This is a genomic window from Luminiphilus sp. nBUS_07 (assembly GCF_051201685.1).
In the GTDB taxonomy this organism is placed as follows: domain Bacteria; phylum Pseudomonadota; class Gammaproteobacteria; order Pseudomonadales; family Halieaceae; genus Luminiphilus.
Genome location: NZ_CP179213.1, coordinates 402856 through 418487, shown reverse-complemented (window position 1 = coordinate 418487; position 15632 = coordinate 402856). Strand labels below are relative to the sequence as shown.

Annotated in this window: 13 protein-coding genes; 1 reads left to right on the top strand and 12 read right to left on the bottom strand. The window is 48.0% G+C overall.

Features of this window, described 5'->3' with window-relative positions; translation table 11 throughout:
* Nucleotides 1–207: 207 nt before the first annotated feature.
* The 11 genes from murJ to ACMAZB_RS01800 all read right to left on the bottom strand — a co-directional run bounded on the left by murJ (nt 208) and on the right by ACMAZB_RS01800 (nt 11170).
* Complete coding sequence (murJ, locus tag ACMAZB_RS01850; protein ID WP_435219087.1) at nt 208–1797, bottom strand: murein biosynthesis integral membrane protein MurJ; 1590 nt, start codon at nt 1795–1797, stop codon at nt 208–210.
* Nucleotides 1784–2839 (bottom strand): glycosyltransferase, encoded by a 1056-nt coding sequence (locus ACMAZB_RS01845; protein ID WP_435219086.1) that lies wholly within the window; start codon nt 2837–2839, stop codon nt 1784–1786. Before ACMAZB_RS01845 ends, murJ begins: the two co-directional genes overlap by 14 nt.
* A 248-nt stretch (nt 2840–3087) precedes the next feature.
* Nucleotides 3088–4020 (bottom strand): D-hexose-6-phosphate mutarotase, encoded by a 933-nt coding sequence (locus tag ACMAZB_RS01840; RefSeq protein WP_435219084.1) that lies wholly within the window; start codon nt 4018–4020, stop codon nt 3088–3090.
* Between the two features lie 111 nt (nt 4021–4131).
* The gene (locus ACMAZB_RS01835) at nt 4132–5268 is read right to left on the bottom strand and encodes a class I SAM-dependent methyltransferase (RefSeq protein WP_435219082.1); all 1137 of its coding nucleotides are present in this window, start codon (nt 5266–5268) and stop codon (nt 4132–4134) included.
* Nucleotides 5269–6837, bottom strand: coding sequence for a phosphotransferase (locus ACMAZB_RS01830; protein ID WP_435219081.1), 1569 nt, complete (start codon nt 6835–6837; stop codon nt 5269–5271).
* Nucleotides 6838–6940: 103 nt separating this feature from the next.
* Nucleotides 6941–7189 (bottom strand): hypothetical protein, encoded by a 249-nt coding sequence (locus ACMAZB_RS01825; RefSeq protein WP_435219079.1) that lies wholly within the window; start codon nt 7187–7189, stop codon nt 6941–6943.
* Nucleotides 7190–7200: 11 nt separating this feature from the next.
* On the bottom strand, nt 7201–8025 hold the full coding sequence (locus ACMAZB_RS01820; protein ID WP_435219077.1) for a hypothetical protein: 825 nt from the start codon (nt 8023–8025) through the stop codon (nt 7201–7203).
* The gene (locus ACMAZB_RS01815) at nt 8022–9191 is read right to left on the bottom strand and encodes a class II D-tagatose-bisphosphate aldolase non-catalytic subunit (protein ID WP_435219075.1); all 1170 of its coding nucleotides are present in this window, start codon (nt 9189–9191) and stop codon (nt 8022–8024) included. The genes ACMAZB_RS01820 and ACMAZB_RS01815 overlap by 4 nt, the downstream gene beginning before the upstream one ends.
* The gene (locus tag ACMAZB_RS01810; protein WP_435219073.1) at nt 9188–9733 is read right to left on the bottom strand and encodes an HAD hydrolase family protein; all 546 of its coding nucleotides are present in this window, start codon (nt 9731–9733) and stop codon (nt 9188–9190) included. Before ACMAZB_RS01810 ends, ACMAZB_RS01815 begins: the two co-directional genes overlap by 4 nt.
* 230 nt (nt 9734–9963) lie before the next feature.
* Nucleotides 9964–10287 (bottom strand): MarR family EPS-associated transcriptional regulator, encoded by a 324-nt coding sequence (locus ACMAZB_RS01805; protein ID WP_435219071.1) that lies wholly within the window; start codon nt 10285–10287, stop codon nt 9964–9966.
* Between the two features lie 352 nt (nt 10288–10639).
* Nucleotides 10640–11170 carry a transcription termination/antitermination NusG family protein gene (locus ACMAZB_RS01800; protein WP_435219069.1) on the bottom strand — a complete coding sequence of 177 codons (531 nt, stop codon included), beginning with the start codon at nt 11168–11170 and terminating at the stop codon, nt 10640–10642.
* Nucleotides 11171–11394: 224 nt separating this feature from the next.
* Between ACMAZB_RS01800 and ACMAZB_RS01795 the strand changes: the two genes are divergently transcribed.
* Entirely contained in the window at nt 11395–12579 is a 1185-nt protein-coding gene (locus ACMAZB_RS01795; RefSeq protein WP_435219067.1) for a hypothetical protein, read from the top strand.
* A 308-nt stretch (nt 12580–12887) separates the two neighbouring features.
* Here the strand turns inward: ACMAZB_RS01795 and ACMAZB_RS01790 are convergent, their stop codons facing one another.
* Nucleotides 12888–15470, bottom strand: coding sequence for a zinc-dependent metalloprotease (locus ACMAZB_RS01790; RefSeq protein WP_435219065.1), 2583 nt, complete (start codon nt 15468–15470; stop codon nt 12888–12890).
* Nucleotides 15471–15632: the final 162 nt, after the last annotated feature.

Here is a 15632-nt window from a genome sequence, read left to right as displayed (position 1 = left end):
CATCGCCGCCAAACGCATCTGTGCGTAAGCTTGGTGCATCGGATACAGCTCCAATCTTAATGTACCGGCCGACAAGCTTTGGCGATAATTTTATCGCAGCAGCGACTACCAACAGACCATCACACAAAAAACTGACATTTTTTGCATTTCGAAACGTAGCGCGCAAGCGTCTAGTTACAACGTATACCTTAAACCTAAAGTTGAAAATTAGCGTCTCGAATGTAGCGACCTTGATCGCATTAATTTCAGCAGCGATTTACGGCAATGAGAAGAAATGAACAAAAGCCCCGCACTGTATAAAATGAAATAACCAGAAACATGAATAACCAAAGAGCCCAAAGATACTGGTGTTCCGATATATGCTCTCAAAAGAAACAAATCAAAAAACAACGCTATAGGTATTGCGGTGACAAGCGCGGCTAAAAATGACGCAATAATTTTTCGATATTGTGGAAGTCCGCCAAACAAATGAAATGCAACAAAACCAAACGGGAGAAAATATACAATATCTGCAAAAAGCCTTGCGACAGGGATGCCTAGAAGGCCAAATTTATTAGTCAAGTAGTATGTAGCGGCAATCACAAAAAGATGCCCTACCGACCCAAACACTGAAATCCAAAACAAGCGTCGATAAGATTCGCACGCCCGGCCGTTTAAAGAAAAGACAGTATAAATCGGAAGCGACCATGCGTAAATGGCAAGAATCGACGCGGTCTTTTTGACGTCTTCGGCGCCAAAAGCACCGCGCTGAAACAATACTGAAATTATTTCATGGCTAAATACGAAATACACTGCTGCGATAGGAATTGAATAATATAGAAGGAAGCGCAGTAAGTTATTGTAATAGGAGTTAAAAGATTGATGATCGCCGACAGCTTGCATTTCAGCAAATTTAGTTCTCGTAATCTCTAAAATCGGCGTCAAAAATACGGTTGTAGGCAACATGAAGAGCCGCTTCGCATATGCCAAAGCCGACACTGCCCCAGTGCCAAGGCCACTTGCTTGGTAGTCGAAGTAAAAAGTTGCCGCGTTAGTTACAATAGTGGCAGAAAAATAAGGAGCAGATGACCTCAGAAAAGAATAAGTGTTCGCGTTTTTGGTGAGATTAAACTTTACTCGAATCCCCGCCTTCCGTACCGAAGTTACTAACATAGTCAGCGAAACGGCCCTCGCCAGCAGCAACGAGGCAACCAATGTCTCTTCGTGCAGTGTGTGCCTTAAAGCAAACAAAAAGGCTATGAGGAAAAGAGGCGGAAATAATGCAGATATTGCTGCTGTAGTGAACTGACCTATAGAAAGGGCGATTACTCGAAATAACTCTGACAACACGCCAAAGAAAAATATTGGAGGAAAGTACATCAGAACAGAGCTCATTTGTGTAATCTGCGTCGAATTGAATTTGGATACAGATGAAAAGAAATGTTCGTTCCAAATGAAAAGCAGAAACGATGTAAACAACGTAATGACCAAACACCAACTGAATATCGATGACAAAAACTTATGCGCGCCAGCCTCGTCATTTTGACTTAATAACTTAACAAACGCCGGCAAAAATACGACCCCGAGCACACTACCAATGAGCCCAATCGACACAGCAGACATAGACAATAAAAAGAAATACGCGTCGCTCGCAGAAGTACCACCAAAATACATCGCGACAACGGTTAGTGAAAAGAAGCTCGATACCGAAACGAAGATCGAAATTAAGACATTCTTTACACCGGCCTTCTGTGTTGATTCTGTTCGCCGATGAACGGACTCCATCTTAGGGGATACCATATCGTTATTTAGGCTCATTGATGAGCTCGCTACATTCGCCCTTATTCACACGGCCGTTTAATTGCTCACAAAACTCTGAATAAACAGCTTGCCCTCTCAAATTCTTGCTCACTAATTCATAGCCTCGTTGGGCTATTCGCTCTAACCTGTCAAAGTTTTCCTTCCTCTGATATAGCCGAACTTTTTCCACCAGATCTACAAGGGAACCGTTGTATGCAACATAGTGGAATCCTGGCACCATACCCAAGTCGCGATACATCGGCGAGTCCACTCCAAAAAAAGCGCATCCACACGCCATACCCTCTACAACACCGATAGCGGGGAGATCACAGACCTCTTCAGGAACAGTGAACATCATATACGAGTTGTAAATGTCGACTATATTTTTCCTGTAGTAAGAATGCTGGACGTGCGGGATGAATTTTTTGAGCACTCGACCCCAAAATGGTTTTTTCTTCGTTCTATCGCGCACTCGGCTCGCATTCAGGTCGGAGATCATCGAGTCGATCTCCGCAGCGTGCACATCTGAGTTTTCATAGATCTGGCGGCGCAAAGGTTGCAATTCATCTGTTTGAAAGAAGCTGATGAAATCAGGGTCAGTCATCTTGAAAGTAATTGACCCTGTAGCAACTAATTTGCAAGCGCGATCTCTAAATGGTGTCTGCTTTTTGAATCGTTCCGCCGCAATAAATGGCAAACACCAAAATTCAGTATCTAGATGGCCAAAATGCTTCCGGTAGAAATCTGAATTTTTCAGCAAATTATTTTCAGCCACCAATAACTTCACGCCAAGCTTTTCTAGGTTTTTGGAGCCTATTGCTGGCTGGTAAGCGTAATGAGTAAAGTGCCCAAGCTTCAGGATATCGACATCTGATAATGCAATAGCGAGTTCGTCTCCACGCTGCGCATTCGCCACATCTTCAAAGGTAAAGTTCCCGTAATGCATGAAGAACAGGACATCATGCTTTCTTAGTGCGGCTTTACTGAAGACGAAACCAACTTTGCGCAAGCTGATTTTATGGGCTATCGCCCAAAAGACCAGAGCAATTGGATCAAGCATGTAGCGCACCATACCTCTCCAGCCTGATCGTCGGCATAGCGCTGTACTGACAGACACATTAGCACCGGAATTCAACAGAAAGTCAAAGAACGGCTCATATTTATGCGGCAATGACTTGCCACGTATTAGGTGACGTACCGGGTCTTTAAACCAGATTTCTGTATGAGGCCGATAAAATACTATACGGAGTGGCCTGTTGGTACGCTGGAAAGTCATGTCATTGTATTGCAGTCAGTGAAATATGTGCTTTACGTCAAAGCCACAACAGAATAAACAGCAGTTGTTGTATGAGAACAGCCAGGATGAAGCTGGATGGAGTTTTCTAACGCGTTGGCGGTTTCTACACAGACCATTGTCTTCCAACCCTCACTTCCAAGATCAGGCATTTTGCTTGCAGTGGTTAGACCGGGATTCCATACGGCAATACTTGTGCTACCTGCTCCAACAACATGGATATTACGGCCAAGTTTCCGGTCTTCAATGATGGTGGCTTTGTCACAGCTTACAAAGATTTTTCCCACCTCACCCTCAAAGGTAATTGGCCCTTTCTGCTGCCGCCGCTGGTTTCCGTCCAGCAGGTCAACAAATTCGCATTTATCCAAACCAAGAACTTGCACGCTCTCTGCGTCGCCGACCTGGAAGTAGGTGTGTAAGCCCTCGGTAAACCGTATTTCGTGTTCTGAGTTGTTCTCGGTGCTTAGTGAAACCTCCAGGGTTTCTCCAATACGGTAACGCGCCGCAAGTGACACGGATTGGGGCCAGCCAGCTGGACGTAATTTTTCAGGCACCTCAGCGTCAGCTAGTTTCAACTTAACATCAATCACGCCCTCGGCATCAACACGGGTTGACTCCACACTCCACGGAACCACACGCGCAAAACCATGCCCTGGCAGTTGACTGCTCTTTGGATGCGCACCGAACCAAGGCCAGCAGATAGGCACACCGGCACGAATAGCTTTACCGGGTGCAAACTGCGCTAGCTTTGAAACCCAAAGCACTGGTTCGCTCTGACTCTTGGGGTGCCAAGCTACGACCTGCCCGCCTTCGAGACTGATCGTGGCGGCTGCAAGTGGCGTGTCGATTGCAATAAGCTTCGTGCCAGAGAGTAGCTGCGTGAAGCTCAACAAAGCCCCAATGCCAAATTTATTGTTAAGCGATGCGATATCCAGTGTCAGCTCCAAAACTTTGTCCGATGGGCCCGTTAAATCAGCGTAAGCAAGGATAACTATTTATTATTGCCGAGACACAATCACCGGCTTTTTGTGATTTGGCGGAAACAGTCGTCGCAGGCGTTACTCGAAGAATACAGTCGATTTATTAATGTTACCTAAGATGTCCTTTTTAATTTCGTCGTTATAAACGCCCGCCTTAAGAATAACGATAGGGTTGGATACTTCGCGCAAAGCCTGAGGGGATGCGACTTTTAGCTCCGTGCCATATAACCTGCGCCCCTGCTTACTGGCGTCATTGTCAAGCAGGCTGACAATCTTGGAACCATTTAGCCCCATTTCAAGGAGGTATTGAGCGAACACATGTGCGCCAAACAGGTAAATGGGTTGCGTCGTTTCACTCATTTTTTTATTGAGATCGACGATGAGGGTCCTGTGGTAGTTTATATAATCCATATAGAGCGTTTTGTTCTTTTCATATAAGCCCTGCGGTAAAGGCATGGGCTCAATGTCCTCATCACGAGTGGCCGAGTAAAAGATGCTATGGTCATCCATAAAGTATTCTTTATACGTGGATTTAAAACCGTGCCGAGCTAATAAATACTCAACGTATGGCTCAGTGAGAAACACCGTATGTTCAAAGTTAATGCAGTTCGTATATTTCCTCTCCAGCATAGCCTGCATGTTTGGCAATGAGAAAATCAGCTGATTGCCTGGCGCCATAAAGCCCGAGAGCTGCCGCATAAATGCCTCTGGCTCATAAATGTGCTCAAAAACATGCGAATGTACTACGGTATCCAAAACACCCTCGTGCTTAAATTGTTCGTCAAAAAAACCTTTTATAAAATGTGCCTTGCAACCCTCTACTGGCGAAGGGTTGGGCTCAAGAATTGTCCATGGAATTTCACCAAAATGCTGGTAGTCTCTCTCCAAAATCCCATGAGCTCCACCAATTTCAAGAACTGATTTTGGTTTTGTTCTATTTACAAAAGCCGCAAACGCCTCATGGTGCTTTTCCCATAAGGCACCAACGACACCGGCGCCATGCGATTCGGGATATAAGACATCTAGGGGTAATAGCTTTTTTAACTGAATCAAACCTGACCCCTTGCTTATCCACCAAGACATATCCTGCTTTAAATCCAGCTCTTTAGCTTGGTCTAGACAACCCATAAATACTGGGAAATCGGGGAAGTTGTGTAGTAACTCTAAATCGGAATGACCACTGATAGCGCACTGCAATCGCTCAACAATTTCCATTTATTTCTCCAATTCTTGTTTCAGCATCGACTTCCCGAGAGAGAACAGCAAGTCGCTATAAGGGTGATGATGCAGTGCCGCGATATTTAAATAAATCAATGCCGTTAAAACGCCAACTTTTTTTCTATCGTAGCCATGACAATCGAGCCACATCCCGAAATGTTGCTCACATTGCACCAATATTTGTTTGCGATGAAAGTCGTATTCAATCACATCCGATCGCCAGTTCACCTGATAAAAGTCTCCTGCAATCAATTCATGGCTTATGATTAGGCCATGGAGCAATTTGGCAAAATCGTAATAGATGTCGCCGGTGTAAAGGTCACCACCAAAATCTTGCCGCCAGTCGAGAAAGACAAATTTCTGGTCGATAGCACTCCACAGAATATTTTCAAAGTGAAAGTCGCCATGGAAACGCCCGGGAAGGCCTTCGGCTAACCACTTCCAATCCACGGAGTTCAGCATGGTGTCCAGCTCAATCATTTCCTTACCATTAATGACTTCTCTTCCGTCTTCACGATCAAAGTTTATGTAAAACAGTGCGACACGCTCGAATGTCTTGTCCCGGTAAAACTTCATGCAGGTTTCTTGGAAAGCGCCTGTTTCCGGCGCTGTTAATGTCCTCTTTTCCCAAAAATGGGAGCAATGATCGAGCAGTCGGTCAAACAATGGCAAGGTGATAACTTCTGACAACACTTTGCCTTGCACTTTTGAGTAGCGATACGTGTGCTCTTCCGCACCGGTTATCTCGGGCACGAAGCCTTGCAACTGCTTTACTCTCCTTACGCGATTGGCGATGAACTTTTTGTCGTCGGAAAACTTGATGACAGTGTTGCCAACAAACCAGATTGCTTCGTTGGCCTTTTCCAAAATATTGGGCTCATCGGGCTCGCGATAGCGCTCTCGGGTTTTGGCTAACGCATCAGGATTACCGGTGTCGTGCCATGTGAACGCGTGGGCTTGGATAGTCGTTGGCAAGAGGCTGCGCATTCCATGGGCCTCGCCGGTATCAATGGCGGTGTCGCCGCCTTGTTCCATTGCTGTCCAAAATTGTTGAAAGTCATGTATTCCAGCTAGGCCAATGTAAGCCTTGTGATCAGGGGCATGACCTTCACCTTTTTCAGCGATGGCACTGACCTCTGTGGGCGATATTGCAACAGTTCGATACGATTGAAGATTGGGAACCTCGGCGTAGCCCATCCAGTTGCTAACCGGGGCAGGAATTGGTTCTTCAACCAGGGTGTCGCACGAAATAAAGACAAACGGTTGCTGAAGATGCTGCTTGCAGGCTTGAAGGCTTAATCCTAGCCCCGAGCCAGTGCCCTCAAACGGCGAAACCTCAGAGAAGAAAAATTTGCGGTCAGGATAAGCGAGCGTCAAAAACTCACGAATCACCTGACCTTTGTGGCCTAGGGCAATTACGAATTCAGCATCAGCCGGAAACTGCTCGATGAGATGAGACAGGGTAGGACGATTGGCTATGCTGACCAACGATTTGTTGATGAACTGCGTAAGCCCGCCAAGCCGCGATCCAATGCCAGCGCAGGGGATGCAGACGCGATAGCTCATTGCGATGCGCGCTGATAGTCGTCTACTAGCCTGACAACATCGTCCATTTCAGGGGTGGAGGCTTCGAGATAAACAGCGTCTTCGACACCTTCCATACGATGGATCAAACCAGGGGGATAGTAATAGTGTCTCCGGCACGATAGAGCTTTTCTTCCAAAGCTTCTTGGCTCGCTCCTTGAATGATTTTGAGGACCCCAGAGAGCACGTATATGGTCTCCTTTTTGATGTTGTGGTACTGCAAGCTGCAACGATGGCCGGCCCACATTGTGAGCTTTTTGACCATATATTTATCGTTGATTTCAACAACCTCCTCACGGCCCCAAGGTTTTTCAATAACTCTATGCTCGCTCATGATTTTTCCACTCAGATTTTAAATTGACGGTATTCAGGGTGAAACTCAAAGAATTTATCGTAAAAACCTTTGACATATTGCTGCATGGACCAGTGACTGTTAAAGCCGTACTTTTTCCGCATCCAGCGCCGTCCCTCGGTAATATAGAGACTTAAATTCTCTTCATAGCCCTCAGTTTTAATCTGGGCTGCATGGCCGAGCAGGTGTGATTCGTTCTCCGCTGCCCATACTTGGCTGGTAATCGCTGCAGCCCAGTCGTTTGCATACGCCTTAGCAATTAACTCGTGCTCAGAACCGTAGCCTCGGAAATTGGTGCCATCAAAGAGAAAGCCCATCATGTCTGCTTGATCTTTATCGCAGATCGATTCGATGAACTCCCGACGGAGCAAATAGGCGTTGTTGTGAATGAACCAAAAGTACCTAGTTGCCTCACTCTTCAACAAAAGGCGCTCCCCCCAGCGCTCGGAGCAAGGCGACAAAATGCCTACACGAGGGTGATCGTTCAGGATGCTCATCAAAGGGGCTAGTGTTGACTGCGCCTTGAATTCTGTATCGTTGGTTAAAAGGAAAAACGCATCATATTGGTCAAACTTACCCTCCTTTAACAACTGGGTTAAGCCGAAGTTCATTCCCCGACCATAGCGAAGGCCATCGCGAATTACCTCCGGTGAATTTGCATGCCAAGTTACGTAGCGACTTAATTTTTCCGCTTCAGATCCGGCTTCTACTACATAAATATCGGTGTGATCGCCATCGTATTTGTCAATGTGCTCGTAGAGGCGCTCGGTGACTTCGGGGAGGTTACGGTTCAAAATAATAGTGGCGATTTTTTTCATGCTGCTCTCACCACGCGAAAGTTACTGAGATAACGCAAAATGCTTTGCTTAACCTGTTGCTTAAGGTGCTCTTCAAGGTGGATCCCTTTACGCTCTAGCTCTTGGGCGGCTTCACTTTTTAATACCTCTACCTCTGGCCTAGAAAAGACATAGTGCCCAGCAATCAAAGATCGATCCCTATCAGTGGCGGCTGTGTTTTTCAGCATCCACTTATCCCATTTATTAGAGTCGTAGGCGATCTCTAGGAAACGGTCGGCAAGTTGTGTCAAACCATTTGCCTCAAGTACATTAACCAATGCGTTCGTTTCCGCGACGCCAAATTCGGGGGCAACGTTAGCCGCGTGGATTCCCAAACGAGGGTGCCACTGAAGGCCTTCATCAGAAAGGTAGTCGGTGTTGTGTTCCTTCATAAATATTCCATGTCGGTTGCAGATTTCAATCATCTTGGGCAACTGAATTTCAGCAGGGATTTCATTGGCAACACGAATTGGTGAGTCAAACGAGCCGACATTACGCATCTCCATAACGCGCGTGCCGCATTGGATAACGACAAACGTGGGTTGTGGGATCTTGTTTTTAGCGCAGAATTTCTTAATTGCGTTCAGGGTGTAGTCCAGCTCCTCCTGCGAGTTAGTACTCCCGCTTTGCTCTTCGGTGCCCACCTCAAAGATAACTTCCTGTCCCGCTTGTTGTGCTTGTGACCAACAGAATTCGTAGAGATCAAAAACACGGTCCAGTACTTCATCGACATCTGGCGAACCGTGAATATCAATACTGGGGTCAATATGTAAGACCTGAAACCCAGCCGCGATATCTGCTCGGTATGACGACTTGGCTGAATCCATAGCCCTTCTGAGCCCAAGCCCCTCCTCTTTTTCCTTAATACTTTGCCAGGGCCCACCATGATCACGTGCTAATAGTATCTTCCCTTTTTTGTCTTTATCTGTAACGTATCGGGCAAAGTCCTCAGTGGTCCAATTGTTGACGTACCCACCACCAAATTCGGCTGAGTCTATTTGCCGGCGACTGGCAATCATCAATATTGGCACTTCATATTCGTTTGCAAGCTCAACTGTGGCATCAACACAGTTGACGCTCATTGGGCCGACTCCCAATAGCGTACAGCGTCGCTTGCTAATAAACGCTTCTAATCTTTGGTGGATCATACGGTCCATTCTCCAGAAAGTTTTATTTGATTGCTTGGGAGTAGGTCGGGATTGTAGGGAGTGAAAAAGCTCTCCAAAATATGGAGACAAGCTTCCGCAACAGCTCTATCTGCCCCTGACCGGCTTGTTATGAAGGAAGCATGGGCCTTGGCATTTTTATCGGCATTTTTTGGAGCAATGCTATACCCCACCTTGGACATGACGTAATGGTCGAAAATCCCGTCCCCCATGTAAATGACCGTGTCGAGAGGATACCGTTCGGCGATCCAATCGATTCGGCGGATAGTGCTCACTAGATCAAGCTCGAAGCCCATATCGTCAACAATTCTTTTTTTGCTAATCGAAAAGCCCTTCTTGTCCCCTGTCACAAAGCGCACTTCAAGATGATTCTTAAGCAAAGAAAGTCCGTCATTATCATCCGCGCCGAAGACTTTCAGCACTTTTCCATCGGCGCTGTAAAAGAACTGACCCGTGGTCATTACCCCATCAACGTCGAGAATAAATATGGACGGCTTTGCTTTTTCTCGTACTTTATCTTGCATTATGTTGTTGGCCTCCTCTGGTCGCCTCCATCCTTGCGCTCTTCAGCCGCTTTCCACCAATCAAATTATTGAAAAACGAAAATATGGGAATGATTTCGTACTACGCAGAGCGGTTTAAATAGTTAGCGCAATGCTACTCAGGACTTCAACTCTAACTTTTGCTGAAAAGTAAGTGCGCTCGGCGCTCTAAATATTTCTGCGATAACGCACGTTATCAGCAGGGTTAATATTCATTCAGCGTGCCTAATTTCACTCTTGAGCTGTTCAATCTCAAGTCTCAGCGCTTCGTACTCCCCAAGCTTTCGTTTTAGAAATCGAGCAGTCAGCTTTGTTTTCGCCGCAATTCCTAGAGGTGTTAGTAAATATAAATAACCCAATTTACTTGGGTTACTCTGAAAATTCTCGAGCTTGATCCAGCCCTTCTCCACCAACGCCCTCAGGCAATAGTTAGTTGCCCCAAGACTGACTCCTAGCAATTCGGCGAGGTCACGCTGGGTCATTTCCGGGTTGTTTTCCAACACACGCAGGGCGTCTAATTGGCGCTCTTCAGACATATATGCACAATTTTGTTTTGGTGAAGATTAGATGGAAGGGGTGGCTTGGACCGTGACACGCTTACCAAGCCTCTGCCGAATTACAGTCTGTTCGAGGAGGCCTGATAATCACCGTGCTGAGGTTACAGGCACGCTACCGCAGGACACACTCGCCTCAGTAGGCTGCAGATTTTACTGTGTTCATGTGATGAACGCAATGCTGCAGATTGTGTCTGTTAAGTTGTGGGGGTTGTTTTCATCACTAGCCTCTCCAGCCTCCCCCAGAAATGCCGCCGGTGAACCGTGTTTATGCTAATTGAGGCCATGACCGAAAATGACTTTTGCAATGAACTAGAGCTATAAGGTGATCGCATTACTTTTGAAGGCTATTTATCTCGACGGTCAGCCGCTGCACTTTACCTAGCAACTCGAGCAGAATCAGAGCGCGATCGACACCCTTTGCCATATCGTAGACAGCCTTCAGGCCCGCAAAGGGGCCAGAGGCCAAACGCACGGTATCCCCAGACGAGAAAGGGGATGGAGTTACGCCATCGTTCGCAGCAACCGACTGTAGCCCTGCGATAAGTTCAGCAGGAACGGGTGTGTAAGTGTGGCCGAGACGGACCAAGCCAATGCAACCCACGGTAGATCGGATAGGCCCAGGGTCATCTGCCCCAAGTTCAAGCGATACAAATAGATAACCCGGAAAAAGAGGTTCTGTAATTATCTCCCACTTGCCCTTGCGTCTCTTCCTCAAGCTGAGCTGTGGCAGAAACACACTGTATCCCTGACGCTCAAGATTGAGTTTAGCCGTTGCCTCCTCGCGGCTCTTGGTAGCAACAACATACCAGCAGGTCGAGTCACAGCTTTGATCTGCAGATAAATTTTTGAAGACCCGAATCATAAAAAAGATGTAACTTGAGTTAGGGATTGAGGGTGCCGCTGGGTGGCGCATAAAACTACAACAGCTCGGGGTCGGCGAAGGCTATACCGCAAGCAGTTGTGAAGTGTATGGTTTTATGCGCTCTTAAACATACCAAAATGTCTTAATACTAACGGTAATAATGCTGAAGAAGTTAAACCTATTTGATCGTAAAATTTGCGCACGCGGGCTCGCTTTGATGATAGATGACACCTCTTTTAGTTCAATCTTTGACCTCTTTTTTCGCGACGTTACTGGCGGTAGTAATTCTGGCCAGAGTGGCGCCCAAACTTGCGATTACCGACAAACCCTCAAACCGTAAGCGGCATCAAGGTGAAATACCGGTTGTCGGTGGACTAGCCATCTTTCTCGCTTTGACTGTTGCCGGCACACTTTGGGGCAATGAGCATCAAACTTTAATCACTGTAAATGGCAATGACGCCTTGTGGGTTTTTATGGCCTGTGGTGCGTTTTTGGTCGTTACCGGTGCCCTAGACGATCGGTTCCAGCTTGGGGTGTTTGTGCGGGTGCTCTCTGAGGTAATGGTTGCCATTGCGGTCATTGAATTTCTTGACTTGAGGGTCGCTCACCTTGGAGACATCTTTGGTTTCGGCATTATCACAATCAATCCCATATTGGCCTACCCATTCACTGTTATTGCAATATTTGGAATTATTAACGCCTTTAACATGCTTGACGGCATGGACGGGCTGCTTGGCTCGCTTGTGATTACCACACTAGTCATGTTTCATCTTTTTACCGGCACCGCTCCTGGCTTCGTGAGTCTCGCTATTGGTGCTGCGCTCTTGGCTTTTTTAGTATCCAACCTTGGTCTTTCGCCCATCATACCTAAAACTTTTTTAGGAGACGCGGGCAGCAAGCTGCTTGGCTTTATCGTGGTTTGTTTATTACTCGCTGCGGCTTCTGCTCAAGTAGGAGAAATCAAGCTTGTTCAGCCAGTCACGGCGCTATTTATTGTTGCCCTACCTCTCTTCGATATGGTTTTCACCAGCCTGCGACGCATTATTCGAAAAGGCTCACCGTTTGCAGCAGACAGATCCCACATCCACCACCTTATGCAAGATTTGGGTTTTTCTGATCGCCGCGCCCTAGTCATCATTTTAGGCATTCACCTGAGCGTGACCTTTGTTGGGCTCATGCTTCATCGAGCCGGCACTTCGGAGTACTACCAACTTGCTATTTTTGTTGGTTGTTTTGCGCTTTATAGCCTGCTCGCAAGTCAGTTGTGGCTAGTAGCGGCACGCCTGCAAGCCGTAGCGCCATCGATATCGGTGAATTTTGATGCAATTGGCCTCGACTCAGGTGGCTCGGTCACTAATGCTGATAAAAACCAGGGCAATGTCAGCCCAATGCGCAAGCGCCCCTCCTAAAGTTCTCTAAATCGATGCCGTTGGCAACCGCGGTAGCCTTGTGCTGACGCTGGTTACGAGACTATTTTTAACTCAAGAAATAGAAGGTTGCCGCCACGTAAAACAAACTTGGCGTGAGCTCCGGGAACAGCCTTGGTCTCCGTTGGAATGCCTACCCCAGTCCACTTTGGGAAACAATTTTTTCAATCTGATGCGTTACTTGCACACCGATTTGTCGACACATGTTTTTAAAAGCTAAAGTGAAGGACAGGGGTCGCATCAACAACCTTCGTTCATTGCGACTCTAGTTGTACTAATCGGAACTCCAGCTAGATAGGAGACCCCGGCGGCACCAAACTCTCAGCTTGCCGCCACACATCATTAGAGGTTGCAGCCGCAGCAATCTGCTGACCGATAAACCAATAATGCGCACGCCAGCTTTCGACATTAATATCAACGGCATCTAACTCAATATCCTCAGCTAGCTTCACACCAACGTGCCCCTTGATAACATTCAAAGCGCCCCAAGCGTCAGCCCTTACAGCTGAAGCGGCCCCCAACTCGGCCGCCATTAACACTAACCCATCAACCATTTGTCGCTGAACTTGCTGAGCAATGAGTTGATTCAGCGCTGTACCACCCTCTACATTAACCCAAGTCGCTTTAAAAAGCGCATCAAGCACTGTGGGAAAGTTAGGACTACCTCCAGAAACTGCCGCCAGCTGATTTAAGCGAGCTGCGCGCTTGGGGTCGAGCAATACTTGCAAACTTAATATTGAGGCCGTGCCCGCAGCTGCAACCGGGTCAAATAAATACCCAGTATTCCTTGGAAACAGCTCCCGAGAATTTCCAGACATTGGCGGCCGTGGCGGAATCAAGGCCACCAGCTCAGGGGATAGCGTAAGGGCTGCAGGGGACAGTGTCGCCAACAGAGCGTTCAGTGCCGCCCGCTGACGCTCTCCATCGATAACTGTGGTAGGCGGCTGACCATCCCCTCTCAGCGCATAAGTAAAATTTCTCCCACCCAAAACCGTCGCAGCAGCTTGCAGCTGGTACCGGTGCATCAAATAGGCCGGCACCAAGGCATCCTCAATTTTTGCCAGCGGCTGGCCTTTACGAATAACGGCTTCAGAAAAGTTATCCAGCACCACACGGCGTAGCGACATAATCCGATTCAACTCGACAACTGGGTCGGCACCGTTGTCCCAAAGACTGCCGCGGCTGTGACTAGGGCCTGCGCCGCTATCAAAGCTTCCTGCTCGAGCATGTTTATCCGCCACGAAGGATAAGCCTGATGTCAGCAGTTTATTCATCAGCTCAGCTCTCGCAGCAACGGCATCTGTGTCATCAGGAAAATCGGAGTAACCCCAGCGAATCACCTGTTTGTCCCATGCACCAATACCCACCGCATAGGCATCGGAAAGGTCGACCTCGCCATTCTCGGTTAGGGTGACATAGGGGTGGGGATAGTCCATAACCGAAGCGCGGTCATCGGCACTCGCCGCAAAGTTATGCTCCAAGCCAATCGTGTGCCCAACCTCGTGGGCAGACAGTTGGCGGATGCGCGCCAGTGCGAAGGCTTCTAAATCTTTCGCGGCTTCCGCCTCATCAACGCCCTCTTTGTAAGGTGCCAATAGCCCTTCAGCGAGTAGGTAGTCTTGTCGCACCCGCAGCGACCCAAGGCTGACGTGCCCTTTGATAATTTCCTGAGTTCGAGGGTCCCGCACGCTCATGCCATAAGACCAGCCCCGGGTAGACCGGTGCACCCACTGAATCACGTTGTAACGCACATCCATGGGGTCAACCCCATCGGGCAAAATTTTGACCTGAAAGCCATCGATAAAACCAGCAGCTTCAAACGCCTGATTCCACCAAGAGGCTCCCTCGACCAATGCACTGCGAATGGGCTCAGGTACACCAGAGTCTACGTAATAAACAATGGGCTCAATGGCCTCACTCATCTCACGATCGGGATGCTTCCTCTCCAAGCGATGTCGGCGGGCATAACCCCGTTTGACGGGCTCGCCTAAAGGTGCGGCGTAGTCATAAAATAAATCCCCTTCACCGCCATCAATAAACCCGGCTCTGGGGTCATATGGCAATGGCGTATAGCCGTCATCGGGCAAACGGACAAAGGAGTGGTGCAGATGCAGGGTAACAGCGCCCGCGTCGGGGGCCACCGTTTGCAAGATCTTTCCTTGCGGGTGTCCGACAAGCGTAACCAAGGCATCGATTTCGGTATTGTCTGGAAAAGCCTTGGAGCGCGCTAAATTAATAGCCGAGCGCTGACTGTCCACGGCATAGCTACCCTCACCGCTTTCTTCCAATAAGCCGGATAACCCCAGCGCATCTCGCTGCGCAAAGGCTGTTAGGTCAATCAGTATTCGCCCACTCTGCTCTGCAGCAATATCAAAGCCCCACAGCACCGACCTAGCAAAGCCCTCGCTAACCGCGCGTCGCTCATTAGGGTTGTCAGAACTCGCTCGGTAGCGGGTATTAAGGGCTATGAGTAACAAACGCGGACCCACACGCTCAAACTGCACCAACTGTGTATCGCCCAGACGCCCTCGATCTAAACCCAAGTCGTTAGACCCCACCCCTTGAGAAAGGCTGGGGTAATAAATAAACGGCGTATTTAAACGAGCTACTTCGCCGTACAGACGCCCCTCGCCCGTATGCCAATACAACGGTATAAACCCATTTTGTTGCTCACTTTCAGCCGTTAATGTGTCGAAATCGAGGGCCTTCCGTGCATTGCTGGGCGCAGCAAGTAACAGCATCAGTGCCCCTAGCACTACCAACAAGACCGCAATATGAGGCCGTTGAAGTAGGGGGGTTTGCCGCAGAAAACGCCCACCGCGCAGCGCTTTAAAACCAAAAATACAAGTACAACCCTGATTACTGGTGCTCATTGAACTCAACCCTCGCTTCGCTGTTACAACTCACTCAAAGTACCGTCATTAGTGACCAGTCTAACTTGGCATGGCGCCGCTCGCCTCTATTGGAACCAAGCTCCTCCAACGCTCCGCCTCTGATAAAAGGGCCGTCCACAAAAAGCCTGTTTTAAGTGTTAA